This window comes from Kushneria sp. AK178 (assembly GCF_053903105.1).
On the sequence record NZ_CP096381.1, the window covers coordinates 2,934,183 to 2,954,712 of the forward strand.

The following is a 20,530-nucleotide window of genomic DNA, read 5'->3' on the forward strand; positions in this document are numbered from 1 at the left end:
CTGATACAGAAATACATGTTATATCAAAGCCTGTCTTAATGAACCTGCACCACTGTTCACGCGTTTCACGTTTAGGGAGGAGCTGCCATGGCAGGGCGTTTGTATATCGAGGCGCTGAGTCCCGGCCGGCTGCTCGACAATATCGTCGTCGATCACCCCATCGTGGCCAGTCCCAACCTGGCCCCGCGGCACTGGTTATCGATGCTGCGTCTGGAACAGGGCGCCACCCATCTGGGCCGCGCCTTCTGGGGCATGACGCCCTCCTGGCTCAAGGTCCTTGATCACGCGCCGCACTGTGCGCGGGCCGAGTCGCTGGACGACAGGCGCATGTTTCGCGAAGCCTTCGCGGCCCGGCGCTGTCTGATTCCGGTGTCGGGGGTCTATATCTGGAAACAGCTGCCGCGGCAAAAGCAGCCCTTTCTGGTGACCCGCACCGACCGTGACCCCTTCATGCTGGCAGGCATCTGGTGTCGCTACATGACCGACACCCGCACGGCCTTTGACTCCATGGCCCTGATTACGGTGGACGTCGACGCTCCGCTGTCGCCCCTGACCGACCGTTTCCCGGCCGTGATCGGCGCCGATCAGGCGAGCACCTGGCTGTCGCCCGAAACGCCGCTGCCACGGGCCCGCGAATTGCTTGCGCCGGCCCCGCCGGCCCTGCTGGGCGCCTTCCCGGTCGAGCGGCTGGTCAATGACCCCGCCAATCAGAACTGGCACTGTGCCCGCCCCACCGGCCACATGATGACCGCGACCCGTGGCGCCATTGACGCGACCGGCCACTAGGCGGACCACGGCCCATTTTCAGCACCCGGGGCGCTTCCGCCCCCGATCACGCAAGCGAACCGATCCCCATGACCATGACGACAAACGCCTCAGCAGACAGTGAGCCGGCCGGCCCTGTCATTCCGGGCCCGGGCGACAGCGCCGAATACCGGGCGCTGACGCTCGACAACGGCCTGCAGGTACTGCTGGTCCATGACGCCGCCGCCGAACGCGCCGGCGCCGCGATGAACGTGGCCACCGGCAGCGCCTTCAACCCGGACGATGTCCCGGGGCTGGCCCACTTTCTCGAACACATGCTGTTTCTGGGCACCGACCGCTATCCCGACCCCGACGACTACCATCAGTTTCTGGGCGAGCACGGCGGCCAGCACAACGCCTTTACCGCACCGCGCGACACCAACTACTTCTTCGACATTGCCCCGGAGGCTTTTGCTCCGGCGCTGGCGCGGTTTGCCCGCTTTTTTGTCGCCCCGACCCTGGATGCCTCCTGCGTCGAGCGCGAACGCCATGCCGTTCATGCCGAGTATCAGGCCCGTTTACAGGATGACGGTCGACGCATCGAGGACGCCCTGAGCCAGGCTCTCAACCCCGAGCACCCCTACAATCGTTTCAGCATCGGCAATCTCGACACCCTCAGGGATCTTCCCGGCCAGACCCTGCGCGAGGCGCTGGTGGCCTTCCACGAGGCGCACTACGACGCCAACACCATGGCACTGGTATTGACCGGTCCGCAGCCGCTGGACACGCTCGACGCCCTGGCCCGGGAGCACTTTGCCGACGTGCCCGATCGCGGCCTGACGCCACGCACCATTGATCAGCCGGTGGCGCTCAAGACGCAGCTGCCCGCGGCCATGGCCGTCCAGTCGCTGCAGCACCAGCATCAGGTACGCTTTCTCTTCCCCATTCCCGACCCCGACCAGGACTACCGGCTCAAGCCGGTCTCGTTTCTCTCCAATCTGATCGGTCACGAAGCACCCGGCAGCCTGCTGGCCCGGCTGCGAGCGCGCGGCTGGGCCGACGCCCTCTCGGCCGGCAGTGTCCGCGGCGACGGCCGGCGCGCCCTGTTCATGGTCAACATCGACCTCACCCCGCAGGGCAGCGAGCATCTCGAGGAGATTCAGGCCTCGCTCATGGCCTGGATCGACCTGATCCGTGAACAGGGCGTGGCGTCGTGGCGCTACGAAGAGCAGGCCCGACTGGTCGAACAGCAGTTTCGCTTTCAGCAGCGTCAGTCACCTGCCCGACAGGCCACCGCCCTGTCGACGGCGATGGCCCGCTACCCCCTCCGGGACGTGCGCCGGGCCGGCTTCTGGATGGAAGGTTTTGACGGGTCTCGTATTCACGAGTATCTGAGCTGTTTGACACCCGACTCGCTGCTGCGCCTCTACAGCGGTCCGGAGGTCACGGGCGAGCAGCGCTCGCCCTGGTTCGACACGCCCTGGCAGTACCACGCCGTCAGGCCACGCGGCGCCTCGATCGACGGGCTGACCCTGCCGGACGTCAACGAGTTCATCGCCCGGGATCTGGCACTCATCAATGATGAGACCGCCGGGACCCATTGTCTCGTCGACACCCCGGGGCTGGATCTCTGGCTGCACGCCACGGGCGAGTTCGGCGCGCCGCGCGTGGCATGGCGCTTCAGTCTGCAGAGCCCGCACGCGGGTGAAAGCGTTCATCATGCCGTCATGACCGAACTGCTGGCGCGCTGGCTGGAGGACAGCCTGTCGGATGCGCTCTACCCGGCACGCCTTGCCGGCCAGGGCATGAACGCTCACGCCCATGCCCGCGGCATGACGCTCTCCCTTTCGGGCTGGCGCGACCGTCAGGCGCTGGTCATGGAGCGGGTGCTGGCCCAGCTGGCAAGCGGCGACATGAGTGACCATCACGTGCAGCGCGCCCGTCGCGGTCTTGAGCGACGCTGGCAGGATGAGCCCGCCTCGGCCCTGCACGAGCAGCTCAATCGTGGTCTGGTACAGAGCCTCGTCATCCCGGGCTGGCCCAGTGAGGCGCGGCTGGCAGCCCTTGAAGGGATCACCCCCGGGGCGCTGCGCGACTTTCGCCGCCGGTGGCTGGACGAGCTGCACGTTCAGGCGCTGGCCACCGGTGACATCAGCGCCGATCACGCCCGGGAGCTGGGCGCGCGCGTTCAGGCGATGCTGTCGCCCCGGATCACGAAAAACGCCATTCCCGAGCTGGCCGTCCTGTCACCGACCGCCACGCCGCCGCTACTGCGCCCGAACAGCCGTCGCCGGGATTCGGGCCTGCTGTACTACCTGCAGGACGAGGGGCGCAGCGTGGCGGATCAGGCCCGCCTGGCCATTCTGGGCCAGATGATCAGCGCGCCCTTTTTCAATCAGCTTCGAACCGAGCAGCAGCTGGGCTATGTCGTCTCGGCACGCTACCAGCCGCTGCTGGAGGCGCCCGGTCTGGCGCTGCTGGTGCAGTCACCGGACCACGACGGCGCCACGCTCAAGGCGCGCATCGAGCAGTTTCTGGCGGGATTTGATGACATCGTCATGGGCATGGAAGACGCCGGCCTCCACGGCTACCAGCAGGCCGTGGCCGAACGCCTGGTCGAGCGCGAGCAGCGGCTGGGGCAGCGGGCCTCGCGGCTATGGCAGGAGCTGGCACACGGCTGGACCGATTTCGATCGCCGTGAGCAGCTGGCAGAGGCGGTCAGGGATCAGCGCGGCGAGTCGATCCGCAGCGCCTGGCAGGCGCTGCGGTCGCGACCGGTACTGATGACGGCGTCCGATGACGGGGTAGCGGCCAACATCGCTGACACGCCCTGGCAGCCCTTTCTGACTGCCCCGCCGCAAGAGGCATGACCCGACGCCGCGGGCCTATTCAAAGGCCTGCGGCGGCATCATGGCCTCGACGTGCATCACCAGCTCCTCGAGGCACTGACGCTCCCTGTCGCTCATGTGCGCCAGCTCACCGTTGAGGCGCTCGATTTCGCGGGCGAAGCCGGCCAGCGTCATGGCGGCCACCTTCGGGTCGTTCAGTCGCTCCCAGCGATCGCTTTCCCAGCGCGCGCGCTCCTCGGAGGTCAGCACTTCAGGGTAGTTGCGCGCCTTGTAGCGAAAGAACATCTCTTCCAGCCGGGTATCCTGAAAGGCCGGCTGCAGCGCCTCGAGCGTCTCCACCGGCGTCTCCCGGATGCGCGTCATCTCCCGCTTGTCGCCATTGGAGAAAAACCCGCCCGAGTAGAGCATCAGATCCGGGTCGGCCGGCGGTGCCGGCGGCGGCGTGCTGAACGCCTGCGCCACGCGCGTGGCGATATCACCACTGCCGGCGAGCATCTGCCAGTGGCGCTCGGCGGCGTCCCGGTCGATACCCAGACGCTCGGCCACGGCGTCGTCCACGGCCTTGATCGGCATCAGCACAGGGCTGCGGTTGAGATGAATCACCTTGAGCGGAATGCGCGACGTCCCTTCCGCCAGCTCGTCGGCACTGGCAAAGACGCGCTCGGCAATGGCCTCGGGGCCCAGCTCGAACAGCGGTGTCGGATCCATGGCCAGATCCACCACGATCACCCCGTTGGGGTTAGTCGGGTGCATGGCCAGCGGCGCGATCAGGGCACTGCAGCCGCGGCTGGCCGGATAGCGCCGCGACACGTGCAGCATGGGCTTTCGCGTGTTGACATCCAGTAGCGAGGCAACCCGACGCTTGTCGCGCAGCCCCAGCAGATAGTCAAAGAGCTTCTCGTTGCGCGAGCGCAGCAGTTTTGCAAGCTCGATGGTCGCCCGCACATCGGCCAGCGCATCGTGGGCGTCGCCGTGTTCGATGCCGTTGGCCACGCTGAGCTGCTCGAGCTTGAAGCTGGGACTGCCGTCCTCGCGTCGCGGCCACTCGATCCCTTCCGGACGCAGCGCGTAGAAGGCGCGCACGGCATCGATCAGGTCCCAGCGCGAGTTGCCGTTTTGCCACTCGCGGGCGTAGGGGTCGATGAAGTTGCGATAGAACAGATGACGCGTGACCTCATCATCAAAGCGCAGCGAGTTGTACCCCAGCGTGCAGGTATCGCCCTGCTGCATCATCTCCAGAATGCGCCCGGCAAACTCGGTTTCGGGCAGGCCGCGGCGCGAGGCCTGCTGGGGCGTAATGCCGGTCAGCAGACACGCCACCGGCTGGGGTAGATAGTCATCGCTCTGGCGGCAGTAGATGACCTCGGGTTCGCCGATTTCATTGAACTGCGCATCGGTTCGAATGGCGGCAAACTGCGAGGGGCGATCGCGGCGCGGGTCGGCGCCGAAGGTCTCGTAGTCATGGAAAAGAAAGCTGACCGACAAAACAGTGGCTCCAGGCAGGGATCACGGGGCAGGCGGATATCATGGCCACGCCCCTTCACTGGCCATGGCCAGTGAAGGGGCCGGTGAGCGCGCGGCGTCAGCCGCGGTTGGGCAGGGTCACGTTGAGCTCCAGCACCGAACAGTCATCCTCGCTGTCCAGACTGATATTGATCGCGTCCTGCTCGACCTCGACATAGCGACGGATCACTTCGAGGAGCTCACGCTCCAGCATGGGCATGTAATCGGGCTGACCGCGCTGACCGCGCTGGTGGGCCACGATAATCTGCAGTCGCTCCTTGGCGACCGATGCCGATTTCTTGCGCTCGCGCTTTAGAAATTCCAGTAGTTTCACCGACGCCCCCCGCCGAAGATCCGACTCAGAAAACTTTTCTTTTGTAGCTGATGAAAGCGCAGCGGCTTTTCATCACCCAAAAGCCTGGCCACGGTATCACTATAGGCCTGACCGGCATCGCTGTCCTGGTCATGCGTCACAGGTACCCCGGAGTTGGAGGAGCGCAGCACGGCCTCGGACTCCGGAATCAGTCCGATCAGCTTGATCGCCAGGATTTCCTGAATGTCTTCCAGATTGAGCATGTCGCCGCTGTCGACCCGGTTCGGGTCATAGCGGGTGATCAAAAGGCGCTCCACGACCGGGTCATTGCCCTGCTCGGCGCGCCGTGTCTTGGACGCCAGAAGGCCCAGAATGCGGTCGGAGTCACGCACCGAAGAGACTTCCGGATTGGTCACCACGATCGCCTCGTCGGCGAAATACATCGCCAGCTGGGCGCCGCGCTCGATACCGGCCGGCGAGTCACAGACGATATAGTCGAAATCTTCCGAGAGCTTGTCGAGCACCTGCTCGACGCCCTCGAGCGTCAGGGCGTCCTTGTCGCGGGTCTGCGAGGCCGGCAGGATATGGAGATTGTCGGTGCGCTTGTCACGGATCATGGCCTGGTTGAGGCTCGCCTCGCCCTGAATGACGTTGACCAGATCGTAGACCACACGACGCTCGCACCCCATGATCAGGTCGAGGTTTCGAAGCCCCACATCAAAATCGATCACGATGGTCTTTTTGCCCTTCAAGGCCAGACCGGTGGCGATGGCTGCCGCGCTGGTGGTCTTGCCGACCCCGCCCTTTCCTGATGTAACGACGATGATCCTGGCCAAAATGCGCTTCCTGTAACTGTTGCGTTGTAAGGGGTCTTCGCAGTCAGACGAGTGCTTCTATGGAGAGCTGGTTGTCTCTCAATCTGACCTGAACCGTCGTATTGAGCAGTGACGGATCGATATCCTCAAGGCGCTTGTAGTTGCCGGCCACCGACAACAGCTCGGCATGCAGCTCATGACAGAAGATGCCGCAGTCACGATCACCGTGAATGCCGGCCAGCGCCCGACCGCGCAGCGGTCCGTAGACATGAACGCTGCCCGCCGCCAGCACCTCGGCGCCGGCGTTGACCGCGCCCACGACCACCAGATCACCCTCGGCGGCGCTGATCTGCTGTCCCGAACGCACCGTGCCGCGAAAGATGCGACCGCCACTGGCCGCGTCTTCCACCATGGGGGCGCGCCCGGGCGGCGGCGTTACCGACTCGAGCGTGCGCGACTCGCGTGACTCCTGAGGTGGAAACCAGCCCAGCCCCAGCGCCCATGCCGACTGCTTGATGCCTTCACTGCCGCCCCTGACAGCGACCGGCAGGAGCTTGTGCGAACGACAGACGGCGCAAAGACGCTCCAGCGCCAGTGCGGTATCATCAAGTTTTTCGACACTCAATACCACTGGCGTATGCTGAAAAAAGGCCGGCGACTGGCTAAGCTTGCCTGCCAGTTGCGCACCGATACGTTCAGGGTCGGAGCTTGCAAGCTCCATGACCGTCATGGGCAGCATGCCACCCTTGAACGTAAAGGCAGTGGCCGTCTGATCCACCTTGAGACTCATGCCCGGTTTCCTGTCGGATAATGAATGAACGCCCTGAGCGATGATAGTGTTGCCGGGCCATGATCATACGGTGTGTACCGGCGTCTGTCAGGTGTCGCCAGTTGCCGACGCCCCAAAGGAAGCTCTGCCACGCGCTCCCGGGCCTGTTATGCTTTCCTGACGTCACGACACCCGTATCGCCCGGTATTCAGCCACCGCCAGTTGCCTGGAAAGACATCGATCTCATGCCCGGATTTCTACAACGTCTGTTTGCGCCGCGCTGGCGTCACAATGATCCCCGTATTCGCCAGGAGGCCATCGCCGGTCTGAGCGTCGAGCGCGATCGCGACAAGCTCGAGACCCTGCTTCATGACGACAGCCCCGATGTCCGTCATGCCGCCCTCGCCCGCCTGGCCACTCCCGAGCGCTATCAGACACTGCTGACGACCATCGAGGCCGATACGCCGCTGCATCGCACGCTGCGCGATACCCTCAGCGGCCGGGAGCGCACGCTGCTGACCCTGGAGCAGCGCCAGCAGGTCATGGACGCCCTCACCGACCCCGACCTGCTCGGTCACATGGCCACCCATGCCGACAATCAGCAGCTCAGGCTGACGGCGCTGGCGCGCATCGAAAACGAAAACGTTCTGATCGAGCAGGCCTGTCAGAACTCGATCGCCGGTGTTCGCCAGGCAGCCGCCCAGCGTATCGACAGCGACGAGGGGCTCGAACGCCTCGCCCGGGAGGCCCGCCGCGACAAGCAGATCATGCGCAGCGCCCGCGACAGGCTCAACCAGCGCCGTGACCAGCGCCGCGAACACAGCGCCCGACAGCAGCGTCGCGACGACCTGATTGCCGCCATGACCCGACTGGCAGAGCAGCAGTGGGAGCCCATGCTGCCGGCGCGCTATCGTCACCTGCTGCGCGAATGGCAGTCGCTGATGGAGGATGCCGACGAGTCACAGCGCGAGCGGTTTCACCGGGTCGAACAGCGCACCAGCGCGCGCGTGACCGAGCATGACAACGCCCAGCGGGAGGCCCGGGCACATGAACAGGCCATGGACATGGCCCGCCGCGACAGCCAGCGCATCATCACCTCGCTGGCGCAGGCTCTGAAGGATCTTGAACATCGCGCCACGCTGGATGGCCAGGACGTGGCCCAGCTGCAGGCGCATTTCAGACTGCAGGCCGAGCAGTGGCGGGACCTGACCGACCGCATCGCGCCGGAACAGGAAGATCAGCAGCACTTTGAAGCACTGGTGCAGCAGGCCAGCAACCTGACCGCTGCCTGGCAGCGCTTTGAAACGCATCAGCAGGCGTTGAGCAGCGCCATCGACCAGCGCGATCTTCAGACCATCGAGCAGCTCAAGCGCACCATCGCCTGGCCGGACGGCCTCCCCTGCCCGACCCTGCTCACGCATCTGCCCGAGCCCGAGGCCCCGGCCGCCGACAGCGACCCCGCACCGGGCACCACGATCAATCCGGATCAGTTTCAGCAGTCACTGGATCAGCTGGAAAGCCAGCTCGATCGCGGCGAGCTGCAGGAAGCCACCCGCCTGCTGGACAGTCTGATGCAGCGCCGCCAGCGCCTGCCGGCCAATCGGCGCGACAGCCTGCAGACCCGGCTCAATCAGCTCGGGCAGCGCACCCATGAGCTGCGCGACTGGCGCAACTTTGCCGCCGCCCCCAAGCGTGAACAGCTGATCGACGGCATGGAAGGACTTGCCGCGGCAGACATGGATGACCCCGCCCGCGACCAGCAGCATCGCCGTCTGGTGCGTGACTGGAAGGCGCTGGGCGATGCCGCCGCCTCACGCGAGCGCTCCACGCGCTTTCGTCAGGCCTCCGACCGGGTCCGCGAACAGCTGACCGACTTTTATCAGCGCCGCGACCAGCAGCGCGAGACCAATCTGGTCGAGCGGGAACGACTCTGTGAACAGCTGGAAACCCTGGTCAACACCGCCGCCGCCACCTCCGACCCCGACAGCCTGCGCACCATCCGCGATCGCGCCCGCGAAGCGTGGCGCCAGTGGTCGCCCGTGCCCCGCGACCGGGAAGCCGAACTGCGCCAGCGCTTTACCCGCTCACTGCGCGCCCTGCAGACCCTGATCGATCAGCAGGCGCGCGCCGTGGCCCAGGCCAAGCAGGCGCTGGTCGACGAGATCCGCGAGCTGGAAGCCGCCGATATCGACGACGAGCGCCGCGCCGAGAAGACCAAGGCGCTGCAGACCCGATGGCGCGAGCTCGGCCGCGCCCCGCGCGGCGAAGAGCAGACCCTGTGGCGCGCCTTCCGCCAGCACTGCGACGCCATCTTCGAGCGTCGCAACTCCCGGCGCCAGCAGCAGCGACAGCAGCGCGACAGCCGCCTTGATCAAATGCAGGCACTGATCGATCGGCTGGACCAGTGGCTGCCGGAAAGCGCCGCGGATCGCACCATGCTGGATGACGCCGAACGCGAGGCCGAGGCCCTGATGCCCCTGCCCAACGGCCCCCGCACCAGCGGCATGCTCAAACGCTGGGAAGGCATCCTGCGCGATCGCCGCGACCGGCTCGACCGCCTGGCCCTCGGGGCACTGGCCGATCGCTGGCAGCAGTGGCAGCCCCTGCTCGAGGCGCATGTGGCCGCCGACACCCGGGCGCTGAACGGCGGGTCCGCCGACAGCGTTGATGCGCCACTCCCCCTCTCCTCGCAGGCGCTGGAAGCGCACCGGCTGCGCAACGAGCGTCGCGCCACCGGCGAGCAGGCCAAGGCGCGCGAGTGGCTGGAACATCTGCGCGTGCATCTATCGGTGCTGGTGGACGCGCCGCTGGGCAGCGAGGACTCTTCCCGGCGTCTGGACGTGCAGGTCGCCCGCCTCAACGACGCCATGGGCAGCACCTCCGATCCCATGGAGGAGCTCGAGCAGCTGCAGTACCGGCTGCTGGCCAGCGGTCCGATCAGCGAAGAAGACTGGCAGGCCATTGCCCCGCGCCTCGAGTCACTCATGGCCATGTTGCAGGAAATTGACAGCAACGATTGACACGACAGAAAAAACGCGTAAGATGCACAGCACGTCGATGCGGGGTGGAGCAGCCTGGTAGCTCGTCGGGCTCATAACCCGAAGGTCGTCGGTTCAAATCCGGCCCCCGCTACCATCGACACGTGAATTGCAAAAGCCGACCTCCGGGTCGGCTTTTTTGCGTCCGGACGTTATCCAATCCGACCTGCCCCGCTTGAACATCACGGTCGTCGGTTTCCGGTTGCATTCAACACCGGCGGCCCCGCTGCCAGCGACACGTGACGGCGCCGGCACCCGGCGTACTCGTGCCGCCGTCACACGCTATTCGTACTGCGACCGATACAGCGGCGCCGGCGCGAGACGCCCGATGCCGGGCAGCTTGATGGCCAGATCCAGCGGATCGACACCAAACACCAGCCCCAGCAGGTTGAATTCGAGCCCTTCATCGCGAGCCACCATGACCCCCAGCACGCCGTACAGGGAAAGCTGATAGCCCGTGCCGCTGGGCGCCGGCCCGAAGACATGCCCCAGCGCTCGCGTCTCGTCGATCAGATAATCCTTGCCCAGTGCCAGCGCGGGCATCTCTACTTCGAGCTCGGGGACCTGACGGATCAGCCAGGCAATGAACGTATTGCTGTTGGGGCCGGGAAAGACGCGATAGCGCTGCGGCCGGGGATACGCATCGACCGAGCGCTCGATACCCGCAATGGCGCGCGAGGCCTCGTCACCGCGCAGATCCGCCAGTAGCTGCGGACGCTGGCCAAACCACTCCCGATCGGGTGCCCCGTGGCGCGTGCGTACGGTGGGCTGACGCCAGCCCTGCACCTCGTAGGTGGTATAGCCCCGCGCGCCTGCCGGCTTGACGGCAATCCAGGTGTGCATGGCAAAGGCGCCGCGCCAGCTGAAGGCGCGTGCGCCGTAGAGCTGCACCACGGCACCATCGAACGCCTCGCTCCGGGGCGCCAGGCCCGTGGAGGCCCGGCCGGCACTGGCCCAGCCGGTGCGGGTGTCGATACCGCCCAGCCACCACACGGCGGCAGGCCCCGCCAGCAGCAGCACCACCAGCGCCGCCACGCCGGTCATTCCCCTGACCAGCCTCACGACGGCCTGCCTCCCGCCATCCCGATCATGTTCATTGCGCCTCCTGTCGTCACGTCGTTTCCCGCTACCCTGTTGGGCAGGGCGGCTTGAATTCGCCTTCTGCCAGCGCCATAAACACCCATATTCGAACGTATCGTGAATTCCCCTTAGCGAGAGCTTGCCATCATGCAGATCGTTGATCCCAAAACCGGTGAACCCATGGGCGCGCCGTCATCACAACCCGGCCAGAGCGCCGGCGGCGGTGCCGATGCCTCGCAGTTTATCGTCGACGTGGACATGTCCAACTTCCAGCAGGTGGTGCTGGAAGGCTCCATGCATGTCCCCGTGGTCCTGCAGAGCTGGTCCCCCTCGAGCGAGGCCTGCCAGACCCTGATGTCGGCGCTGGAAAAGCTGACCCATGAGTATCAGGGCACGCTGGTACTGGCGAAGCTCAACATCGATGAGCAGCAGCAGATTGCCGCTCAGCTGGGCATTCGCTCGGTCCCCGACGTCAAGCTGATCGTGCAGGGCCAGCTCCACGACCAGCTTCATGAGGCCCTGCCGGAGCGTCAGCTGCGCGACTGGCTCGGCAAGCACATCACTGCCCCTGAAGGCGGCAGTCAGAGCCTTGAAGAGCAGGCGCAGGCGGCGCTGGAGGCCGGTGACACGGCCACGGCCCGCGGCCTGTATGAACAGTTGATCAGCGACAACCCCGGTGATCACAACTATCGCATCGACATGGCCGGCGTCATGACGCGCGAAGGCCAGTTTGACGATGCGCTGAGCGTTCTCGACGCCCTGCCGCCGGAGTATCGTGACGGTGTGAAGGCGCGCGGCGTGCGGGCTCGTGTCGATTTCGCCCGCGAAGCCCTCTCCGCCTCGGAAATCGAGGCCATGGCCGACCGCGACGACAGCGAAGCGCAGTTCCAGCGCGCGCTGCGTGCCGTGGCCGACGGCGACTATGAACGCGGGCTCGAGGGCCTGCTCGAGCTGATGAAGCGTGATCGCGGCTACGGTGACGATGCCGCGCGCAAGACACTGCTGCGCGTCTTTGACGCCCTCGGCGGGGATCATCCGCTGACGGTGACCTACCGTCGCCGCATGTTCACCCTGCTCTACTGATTGCGGCGCGCCTTCCAGAAACGCCCGGCCCCGCAAGGGCCGGGCGTTTTTGTGTTCAGCGCTGGCTCGTCCCCAGCAGGGCGTCCATGCGTGTCAGCGCCTCTTCCAGCCGGGCACGCTCGGTGCCGAAATTGAGCCGGGCAAAGCCGGGCCAGCCGAAATCGGCGCCGTTGTTGAGCGCCACCCGGGCCCGCTTGAGCACTTCCTTTTGAGGCGTCTCGCCAAGGCCTGCTTCGCGCAGATCCAGCCAGGCCAGAAAGGTGGCCTGAGGCGCGCTCAGATGCACACCCGGCCAGCGCGCCACGAAGGATTCGATCAGCGCCCGGTTGTCACGCAGCCGTTCCAGCAGTGCCTGACGCCACGGCTCGCCGTGGGCGAAGGCAGCGTGCGCGGCCGTCTCGCCCATGATGTTGTCGGACGGCATCAGCCCCAGACAGCCGCGCTTGAAGCGCGCGCGCAGATCGTCATCGCTGATCACGGCGCAGGCGCTGGTCAGTCCGGCCACGTTGAAGGTCTTGGAGGCCGCCCAGAGCGTGATGGTGCGCGGGGCCAGACGCGGCTCGGCGTGGGCCAGCGGCCGATGGGCGCTGCCATCCAGAATCAGGTCGCAGTGCAGCTCATCGGAGCAGACCAGCAGGTCGTGGCGCTCGACGAAGTCGGCCAGTCGGGACAGCTCATCCTCATCGAAAACGCGCCCGGTCGGATTGTGCGGATGGCACCACAGCAGCAGCCGGGTACGCGGCGTGACGGCGGCTTCCATGGCGTCAAGATCCAGCCGCCACAGCGGGTCATCGCTCGTCGGCGCCCGCATGGGCGCCGTCTGCGGCGTGCGCCTGGTATTGTCCGCCACCTTTAGAAAGGGCGGGTAGATGGGCGTGACGGTCAGCACGCCATCGCCGGGTTCGGTCAGGGCCAGGCTTGCCACGTGCAGCGCCGGTACCACGCCGGGCAGCCAGTGCTGCCAGTCGGCCTCGATCTCCCAGCCGTAGCGGTCGCGGCTCCACTGGCACAGCGCCTGCTTCAGACCGCGGTCGGCGTGCGTGTAGCCGAATACCGGATGCGCTACCCGCTCGGCCAGCGCCTTCCGGATGGCCGGGGCCACGGCAAAATCCATGTCCGCCACCCACAGCGGCAGCACATCCTCGTCATAGAGATGCCATTTGGTGGTAGGGTACACGCGCCGATCCAGCGGTGTCGTAAAATCAAAGGCGGCACTGTCGTGCGACATGCAGACTCCCTGAGGTGCAGATCCGGTCAGTCTCTGACCGAAGCGTGATTGAACACATGATGTCGTGATGCCGGCGGCATCGTGATCCCTTTTGAGCCGACTCTTTCCGACAGACACGTCATGACCGATAGCGACTTTTATACCAGCGCCATGGCCGGCCTGCCTTCCCTGATCGAGCGCTGGCTCGAGATTGGCGACACCACGCCCGGGAAGCTGGGCATCATTCTGGCCGATACGGCGCGTGTTGCCGGCCTGGGCGAGCCGGAACGCGACCCGGACGGTGACACCCTCCGGCGCTGGGCCGCGCCCGCCTCGAAGGCGGACCACCCGCCTACCTGGGCCACCCGCAGCGCCCTGTTTCTGCTCTCCCAGATGCCGGCGCACCCGATGCCAGAGACGCCGTCACAGTGCGATGGCTGGGCCTGGACCTGGGTTCGCCTGCGCCGCTGGGAGAGTCTCGGTCAGGCCCGCGAGGCGCTGCCGCACTGGCTGGCCCCGGCGCTTGCAGAGCGCCTGCCCAAAGCCTGGCACGATCACAGCGCCCAGCGCCTTATCTGATAAGCCAGCCTCGCCGTGACCTCAGCGCTGGCGCCTGATCGGCGACTTGGGCTTGAAGCCGGGCGGGCGGCTTGAGAGCCAGCGCGCAAATTCGGCAATCTCCGGCTGCGCCAGCAGCGCCTCACGGGTGTGATAGTGCTCGGCCATCTCGCGCTCGCTGAGCACGCGATGAATGTGATTGTGGCAGGGGCGACAGATCATCAGGATATCGCCTTTCATCGCTTCACGGCTGAAGCGCTTGCGAAACCGCTTGCGCCCGTGCAGGGCGCGCGGAATCAGATGATGACGCGTCAGCGACACGCCCTGACGCGCGCACAGCGCACAGCAGTTTTCCGGGGTGGCATCGCCTTGTGACATGGCATCTCCAGGGAGGGGGCCGGGGGTTGAGCGCGATGGACTGACGGTCAGTATAAGAGGATGACTGCCGCCTTGCCGCCGGGCAGGGGCATGTCTATGATGCACGTCCGTCGTCACGGCGATGGCATCCGCGTTTTCCTTTCACGATCGTGCGCCCCGGGCCCACGTCGAACTGCCTATCCGATCATGATCATTCGTACCGACCACGCCCCCAGCGCTGCCCAGCTCGACATCATCACACAGCAGCTTGGGCGTACGCCGCGCGGCCTTCAGGCCGTCAGCGCCGAAGACAGCCGCGGCACGCCGCTCGCCCTGCGCGTTGCGCCGCTGGTGGAAGGCAAGCCCTTCCCGACCCTTTACTGGCTCTGCAGTCGCGAGCTGACCGTGGCGCTGTCACACCTTGAAGCCGATGGCGTGATCAAGCGTCTTGAAGCGCATCTCCAGGACAACGAGACGCTGCGCGAGGCCTACCGTCACAGCCACGAGGCGTATGTGCAAAGGCGCTGGGCATCGATGAGCGCCCAGGAGCGCGCCGAGATCGAGCGGCTGGGCTTCACGAAAGCCCTGACCGAGCGGGGCGTGGGCGGCATCACCAACTGGCAGCAGGTGCGCTGCCTGCATACGCAGTACGCTCATCATGTCAGCGACCACAACGCCATCGGCGCCTGGATCGATGAGCACTACCCGCAGGTTGCCGAAAGCGTTGGCTGAGCACCGAACCGCCGTCGCCGCCTGATCCACCAGCAGCAGGAATCGTCATGAACAGCCATACCCGGCCCTTCGAGGGCCGCAGCGTCTGTGTTTACATGGGCTCGCGCAGCGGCCATGCCCCCCACTGGCAGCAGCTGGCCGAAGCCGTCGGCGAGGGTATCGCCCGGCGCGGCGGGCGCCTGGTCTACGGCGGCGGCAATACCGGCCTCATGGGAGCCTGCGCCAGCGCCGCCCTGGCCGCCGGCGGTGAGGTCACGGGCGTCATTCCGGATCATCTGGTCGAGCGTGAAGTGGCCCATACCGGGCTGACCGAACTGCTCAGGGTGCCGGACATGCATACCCGCAAGGCGCAGATGGCCGCCGCCAGTGACGCCTTTGTCACCCTGCCGGGCGGCATCGGCACCTTCGAGGAGTTCTTCGAGACCTGGACGTGGCGCTATCTGGGCCTGCACCGCAAGCCCATCGGCCTGCTCAATCACACCGGCTTCTTCGATCCCCTGCTACAGTTTCTGGATAACACGGTCGAGGCGGGCTTTCTCGATGCCGATACGCGCGCCACGCTGATCAGCGCCAACACGCCGGACGAGCTGCTGGATACCCTCTTCGACCGATTTTGATCCCATTGGACTGGAGTAGCACCGCATGTATGCCATTGCCGTCAAGGATTCGCACCTTCACTGGTGTGAGCACAACGACCTGCCCTCCCCCGGCGGCAGCGACATTCTCATTGATGTGGCCTGGGCGGGCATGAACCGCGCGGATGTCCTGCAGCGTGACGGGGGCTACCCGCCGCCGAAGGGCGCCTCGGAGATTCTCGGGCTCGAGGTCAGTGGCGTGGTGGCAAGCGTTGGCCCGGCAGTGGAGCGCTTTCGCGTCGGCGATCAGGTCTGTGCGCTGCTCGCCGGCGGCGGCTATGCCGAGCAGGTCCTCGTCGACGAAGCCCAGGCGCTGCGCATCCCCGAGGGCATGACCCTGCGTGATGCGGCCGCCCTGCCGGAAGTCTTCGCGACCGCCTGGCTCAACCTCTTCATGGAGGCAGACCTTCGTGACGGCGAGCGGGTGCTTTTGCATGCCGGCGCCAGCGGCGTGGGCACGGCCGCCATTCAGCTGTGTCACGCCTTCAACAATCCCTGCTTTGTCACCGTGGGCAGTCAGGACAAGATCGACGCCTGCAGGGCCCTGGGCGCCGACGGCGGCTGGAATCGCCACGACGGCAGCTTTGTCGAGGCGGTGCAGAACTGGGGCGGGGTTGATGTGGTTCTCGACCCGGTGGCCGGTGAGTACATCGAGTGGAACCAGCAGGTGCTCAATCTTGACGGTCGCATCATCCTGATCGGCTTCATGGGGGGCAAGGAGACCAGCGTGGATCTGGCGCGCATGCTGATGAAGCGCCAGCGCCTGATCGGCTCGACCCTGCGTTCACGCTCGCCGGCCGGCAAGGGCAGCGTCATGGACGCCCTGCACGCCCACGTCTGGCCGCTGCTGGAAAACGGTCGCGTCAAGCCGCTGATCGATCGCACCTTCTCCATTCAGGAAGCCGACGACGCCATGCGCTTTCTGGAAGAGAACACCAGCACCGGCAAGGTGTTGATGGGCGTCTCCGGCGCCTGAGACAACCCGCCGTAACGACGAAAAAAAGCCCGAATCCACTGGATTCGGGCCTTTTCATGGCATCCCCGCGATCGGCGGTGCCGGCGCCTACTGCAGGGCCGGCGAGCGCCCGGGGACCGAAATCATCTGTCTGGCCGCGATGGCGGCGTCGTCATCGGAGAGCTGCCAGTGTCGCGAACGCTCGGGGTCGACCGGCAGGCCCAGCTCGCCGTGATCGAAGGCATGCGCCAGGCGCTGGGCAGCACCAACGTGACCGGCTTCGGCCGCGCGGGCATACCAGGTCACGGCGCGATCCTCACGACGGGCAAACTGGGTGCAGCCGTGTTCATACATGTGCCCCACCTGATACTGCGCCTCGGGATGGCCGGCCTCGGCGGCCTGCACCACGCAGCGCACGCCACGCGCCTTGTCGCGGGCCGACTGACCCCGACGACACAGCATCACGCCGTAGGTGGACAGTGCATCCACATGTCCGGCGTTGGCGCAGCGTCGAAAAAGATGCATGGTCAGGCGCCGCTTGTGGGCCGAACCTTCCAGCCAGGGGGCCTGCATCAAACGCGATGCCAGACGATATTCAAGCCGTGTAAATACTTGAGCAGACCGCAGCATAACAACCAGCCTTGTAAGTTCCAGCGTTCGATTCATGCCCTGTCCGCCTGTAGCGTGGCAGGAATCGGGCGTTTAAGCGAACCGCTGTTGCCGTGAAGGTGACTCATCACCTGCAGAGTAAACAACCGAAGGGGCAGCCCCGTTAGCGCACTACCGGAAAGGGGTCTCCCGGTACGGCGAGGCCGGCAATATACGCCTGTGCGCAGGGCGACTCAAGCCCCGTGTTTGCCCGCACATTACCGCCCGTCTAACATGGGCACTCACCCGCTTATCAAGGCTCTGGAGACCCCATGGAAAGACGTCCTCTCGGTGACAGTGGTATAACGGTCAGCCGGCTCTGTCTTGGCACCATGACCTTTGGCGAACAAAACAGTGAAGCCCAGGCGCACGAGCAGCTCGACCGCGCGCTCGCCGCCGGCATCGACTTCATTGACACCGCTGAAATGTATCCGGTACCGCCGAACGGCGACACCCAGGGTCGTACCGAGGCCTATATCGGCAGCTGGCTGAAGGCGCGCGGCCGCCGCGACGATATCGTGCTGGCCAGCAAGGTGGCCGGCGCCGGCCGCGGCATGGAGTATCTGCGCGGTGGCCCGAAGCTGTCGCGAGCGCAGATCCATCAGGCCCTTGATGACAGTCTCAGGCGCCTGAACACCGACTATCTCGACCTGTATCAGCTGCACTGGCCGGACCGCCCCGCCAACTACTTCGGCAGACTGGACTATCAGCACGAAGAGTCACCGGATGCGACCCCGCTGGAAGAGACCCTGTCGGCACTCAAGGAAGCCGTGGATGCCGGCAAGATCCGCACCATCGGCCTGTCCAACGAAACGCCCTGGGGCACAATGACCTGTCTGCGCCTGGCCGAGACCATGAACCTGCCGCGCGTGGTATCGGTCCAGAACCCCTATAATCTGCTCAATCGCAGCTATGAAATCGGCATGGCCGAGATCAGCCATCGCGAAAACGTGGGACTTCTGGCCTACTCGCCGCTGGCCTTCGGCGTGCTCAGCGGCAAGTATCTGGGGGGCATGACACCGGAGGGCGCACGCCTGACCCTGTTCGAGCGTTTCCAGCGCTATAACTCGACGCTGGCCAAAGAAGCGACCTGGGCCTATGTCGATATCGCCCGGCGCTTCGATCTGAACCCGGCCCAGATGGCGCTGGCCTGGGTCAACACCCGGCCCTTTGTGACCAGCAATATCATCGGTGCCACCACGCTCGAGCAGCTCGATCACAACATTGCAAGCGAGAACATGACGCTCTCCGACGAGGTCATCGAAGCCATCGAAGGCGTACACAGGCGCCTGCCCAACCCCTGCCCCTGATCCCTTTCCCGGGGCCGGGCGCCCCTGCGTTGCCCCTCTGACCCGACATCAGGCTTAAAACAGCCTGATGTCGGCCCCGGAGGGGTTATAATCGTGACAACATGAGCGGAGAATCTGCATGCTGAGCGTGCTGTCCCCAGCCAAGACGCTGGATTTTGAAACGCCCTCCCACGCGACAACGGCCACGCAGCCGGATTATCTGGACCGCAGCCGCGAGCTCATCGATATCCTGCGCGAGTATTCGCCACAGGAACTGTCGCAGCTGATGGGCATCAGCGACAAACTGGCCGGTCTCAACGTGGCCCGTTTCGAGCAGTGGCAAACGCCGTTTGATACGAGCAATGCCAAGCAGGCGATCCTGGCCTTTCAGGGCGATGTGTATACCGGGCTCGAGGCCGAACACTGGCCCGAGGAAGACCTTGAATGGGCCCAGTCGCATCTGCGCATCCTGTCGGGTCTTTACGGCATGCTCAGGCCGCTGGATCTGATGCAGCCCTACCGCCTCGAGATGGGCACGAAGCTCGAGAACCCGGCAGGACGCGACCTTTACGCCTTCTGGCGGGAGCGTCTGACCCGGGACCTGGATCAGGCGGTCAGTGACAGCGACGGTGACCGGGTGCTCGTCAACCTGGCCTCCAACGAATACTTCGGTGCCATCGACCGTCGGCATCTCGGCTGCGATGTCATCACCCCGGTCTTCAAGGACGCCAAAAACGGGCAGTACAAGGTCATCAGCTTTTATGCCAAGAAGGCGCGCGGCATGATGAGCGCCTGGATGGTGAAGCAGAGACTCGACAAGCGTGACGATTTAAAGGCCTTCGACATGGGCGGCTATCGCTTCAATGCCGACCTGTCGGACCAGAACAGCTGGGTATTTACCCGCGACGCGCAGTAATCGCAACGATGGTCGACTGACCACCACTCAATGATGCATTTATCGGGAGGATCTCTCATGCGTCATCTACTGATCACCCTGCTCATCGGTCTGATGAGCTTTGGCCTGGCCGTCGAGCATGCCGACGCCAAGCGTTTCGGCGGCGGCAAGAGCTTTGGCAGCTACTCCCGTTCGTCAAGCCCGAGCAGCAGTCAGGCCAGCACGCCGCCGCGCCAGGCCCAGCAGGGCACGCGCGCCGCCGGTGGTGGCCTGTCGCGCTTCATGGGCCCGCTGGCCGGCATCATGGCCGGCGGCCTGATCGCCTCGCTGCTCTTTGGCGGCGCCTTCAGCGGTATCCGCTTCATGGATATCCTGCTGATCGCGCTTCTCGGCTTCATTGCCTGGAAGGTGCTGGCAGCGCGTCGGCGCGCCACCGATACCGGTGCGCATGATGCACACCAGCCTCATCAGCAGCGTCAGACGCATGACTTCGGCCCGGCGTCATCAGGCGCGGCAGGTGCCGGTGCTGCCGGCGACGCGGCCATGGGCAGCGAACCTGCCTGGTTCAACCGTGAGCAGTTTTTGTCCGGCGCCAAGGAGCACTTCACCAGCCTGCAGCGCGCCTGGGACAACAACGACTTCGAAAGGATTCAGGAGTTTGTCACGCCCGAGCTCTATAACCTGCTGCGCAAGGAGCGGGCCGAGCAGAGCGCCAACAACCAGACCGAAATCGTGCGGCTGTTTGCCGAGCTGGGTGATGTGCGGGAACACGGCCAGCAGGCCGAGGCCACGGTACTCTTTCACGGCATCATGAAAGAAGACGGCCAGGAGAACGAGTTCAACGAAACCTGGCATCTGGTCCGTGAAGTCCGCGACCAGTCGCCCTGGTACATTCAGGGCATCGAGCAGAACAACGTCTGATCTCCCCTTCATGCGCCGCCTTGTCCGTCGCCCCGTTTTCGGGGCGGCGGCCCTCCTGCCCGTCGCTGACCGACGCCTCCTGAATCGACCATTCGGTACTGTTCGACCTGTCTTGATCCGCGTAACGTGATGTTTCAAC

At 65.3% G+C, this 20,530-nt stretch carries 19 protein-coding genes and 1 tRNA gene; 12 read left to right on the plus strand and 8 right to left on the minus strand.

Annotated features, from left to right (window positions below; translation table 11 throughout):
- The first annotated feature begins 87 nt into the window (after positions 1–87).
- Both M1D97_RS13440 and M1D97_RS13445 read left to right on the plus strand, forming a co-directional pair.
- Positions 88–786: an SOS response-associated peptidase gene (locus M1D97_RS13440; RefSeq protein ID WP_456268236.1), complete on the plus strand. Its 699-nt coding sequence runs from the start codon at positions 88–90 to the stop codon at positions 784–786.
- 68 nt (positions 787–854) lie between these two features.
- Positions 855–3,614 (plus strand): insulinase family protein, encoded by a 2,760-nt coding sequence (locus tag M1D97_RS13445; RefSeq protein WP_456268237.1) that lies wholly within the window; start codon positions 855–857, stop codon positions 3,612–3,614.
- Between the two features lie 15 nt (positions 3,615–3,629).
- Here the strand turns inward: M1D97_RS13445 and sbcB are convergent, their stop codons facing one another.
- The 4 genes from sbcB to minC all read right to left on the minus strand — a co-directional run bounded on the left by sbcB (position 3,630) and on the right by minC (position 7,014).
- Positions 3,630–5,096, minus strand: a complete 1,467-nt coding sequence (gene sbcB, locus M1D97_RS13450) for an exodeoxyribonuclease I (protein ID WP_456270228.1) — start codon at positions 5,094–5,096, stop codon at positions 3,630–3,632.
- A gap of 79 nt (positions 5,097–5,175) precedes the next feature.
- Positions 5,176–5,430, minus strand: coding sequence for a cell division topological specificity factor MinE (gene minE, locus M1D97_RS13455; RefSeq protein WP_086900848.1), 255 nt, complete (start codon positions 5,428–5,430; stop codon positions 5,176–5,178).
- Positions 5,427–6,245, minus strand: coding sequence for a septum site-determining protein MinD (gene minD, locus M1D97_RS13460; protein ID WP_456268238.1), 819 nt, complete (start codon positions 6,243–6,245; stop codon positions 5,427–5,429). The genes minE and minD overlap by 4 nt, the downstream gene beginning before the upstream one ends.
- 43 nt (positions 6,246–6,288) lie before the next feature.
- Complete coding sequence (gene minC, locus M1D97_RS13465) at positions 6,289–7,014, minus strand: septum site-determining protein MinC (protein WP_456268239.1); 726 nt, start codon at positions 7,012–7,014, stop codon at positions 6,289–6,291.
- 224 nt (positions 7,015–7,238) lie between these two features.
- Here minC and M1D97_RS13470 point away from each other — a divergent pair, with 224 nt between their 5' ends.
- Together M1D97_RS13470 and M1D97_RS13475 are read left to right on the plus strand one after the other, a co-directional pair.
- Positions 7,239–10,013 (plus strand): DUF349 domain-containing protein, encoded by a 2,775-nt coding sequence (locus M1D97_RS13470; protein ID WP_456268240.1) that lies wholly within the window; start codon positions 7,239–7,241, stop codon positions 10,011–10,013.
- A gap of 38 nt (positions 10,014–10,051) precedes the next feature.
- Positions 10,052–10,128, plus strand: a tRNA-Met gene (locus tag M1D97_RS13475).
- A 185-nt stretch (positions 10,129–10,313) separates the two neighbouring features.
- Here M1D97_RS13475 and M1D97_RS13480 read toward each other — a convergent pair.
- Positions 10,314–11,093: a DUF3750 domain-containing protein gene (locus tag M1D97_RS13480; RefSeq protein ID WP_456268241.1), complete on the minus strand. Its 780-nt coding sequence runs from the start codon at positions 11,091–11,093 to the stop codon at positions 10,314–10,316.
- A gap of 165 nt (positions 11,094–11,258) precedes the next feature.
- Between M1D97_RS13480 and M1D97_RS13485 the strand changes: the two genes are divergently transcribed.
- Positions 11,259–12,194 (plus strand): tetratricopeptide repeat protein, encoded by a 936-nt coding sequence (locus tag M1D97_RS13485; RefSeq protein WP_456268242.1) that lies wholly within the window; start codon positions 11,259–11,261, stop codon positions 12,192–12,194.
- Positions 12,195–12,249: 55 nt separating this feature from the next.
- On the opposite strand, the gene M1D97_RS13490 is transcribed toward M1D97_RS13485, so the two are convergent.
- Complete coding sequence (locus tag M1D97_RS13490; RefSeq protein WP_456268243.1) at positions 12,250–13,422, minus strand: MalY/PatB family protein; 1,173 nt, start codon at positions 13,420–13,422, stop codon at positions 12,250–12,252.
- Between the two features lie 120 nt (positions 13,423–13,542).
- On the opposite strand from M1D97_RS13490, the gene M1D97_RS13495 reads away from it, so the two are divergent.
- The gene (locus M1D97_RS13495; RefSeq protein ID WP_456268244.1) at positions 13,543–13,980 is read left to right on the plus strand and encodes a hypothetical protein; all 438 of its coding nucleotides are present in this window, start codon (positions 13,543–13,545) and stop codon (positions 13,978–13,980) included.
- Between the two features lie 21 nt (positions 13,981–14,001).
- Here the strand turns inward: M1D97_RS13495 and M1D97_RS13500 are convergent, their stop codons facing one another.
- Entirely contained in the window at positions 14,002–14,337 is a 336-nt protein-coding gene (locus M1D97_RS13500; RefSeq protein WP_456268245.1) for a hypothetical protein, read from the minus strand.
- 186 nt (positions 14,338–14,523) lie between these two features.
- Between M1D97_RS13500 and M1D97_RS13505 the strand changes: the two genes are divergently transcribed.
- The 3 genes from M1D97_RS13505 to M1D97_RS13515 are packed head-to-tail and all read left to right on the plus strand — an operon-like array spanning position 14,524 to position 16,659.
- Positions 14,524–15,048 (plus strand): DUF501 domain-containing protein, encoded by a 525-nt coding sequence (locus M1D97_RS13505; RefSeq protein WP_456268246.1) that lies wholly within the window; start codon positions 14,524–14,526, stop codon positions 15,046–15,048.
- 47 nt (positions 15,049–15,095) lie between these two features.
- Complete coding sequence (locus M1D97_RS13510; protein ID WP_456268247.1) at positions 15,096–15,665, plus strand: LOG family protein; 570 nt, start codon at positions 15,096–15,098, stop codon at positions 15,663–15,665.
- A gap of 25 nt (positions 15,666–15,690) precedes the next feature.
- Entirely contained in the window at positions 15,691–16,659 is a 969-nt protein-coding gene (locus tag M1D97_RS13515; RefSeq protein WP_456268248.1) for an NAD(P)H-quinone oxidoreductase, read from the plus strand.
- 87 nt (positions 16,660–16,746) lie between these two features.
- Here the strand turns inward: M1D97_RS13515 and M1D97_RS13520 are convergent, their stop codons facing one another.
- On the minus strand, positions 16,747–17,211 hold the full coding sequence (locus M1D97_RS13520; protein WP_456268249.1) for a tetratricopeptide repeat protein: 465 nt from the start codon (positions 17,209–17,211) through the stop codon (positions 16,747–16,749).
- A gap of 347 nt (positions 17,212–17,558) precedes the next feature.
- Here M1D97_RS13520 and M1D97_RS13525 point away from each other — a divergent pair, with 347 nt between their 5' ends.
- The 3 genes from M1D97_RS13525 to M1D97_RS13535 all read left to right on the plus strand — a co-directional run bounded on the left by M1D97_RS13525 (position 17,559) and on the right by M1D97_RS13535 (position 20,391).
- The gene (locus M1D97_RS13525) at positions 17,559–18,596 is read left to right on the plus strand and encodes an NADP(H)-dependent aldo-keto reductase (protein ID WP_456268250.1); all 1,038 of its coding nucleotides are present in this window, start codon (positions 17,559–17,561) and stop codon (positions 18,594–18,596) included.
- Positions 18,597–18,714: 118 nt separating this feature from the next.
- Complete coding sequence (gene yaaA / locus M1D97_RS13530) at positions 18,715–19,491, plus strand: peroxide stress protein YaaA (protein WP_456268251.1); 777 nt, start codon at positions 18,715–18,717, stop codon at positions 19,489–19,491.
- A 57-nt stretch (positions 19,492–19,548) separates the two neighbouring features.
- The gene (locus M1D97_RS13535) at positions 19,549–20,391 is read left to right on the plus strand and encodes a Tim44 domain-containing protein (protein ID WP_456268252.1); all 843 of its coding nucleotides are present in this window, start codon (positions 19,549–19,551) and stop codon (positions 20,389–20,391) included.
- The last annotated feature ends 139 nt before the right edge of the window (positions 20,392–20,530 follow it).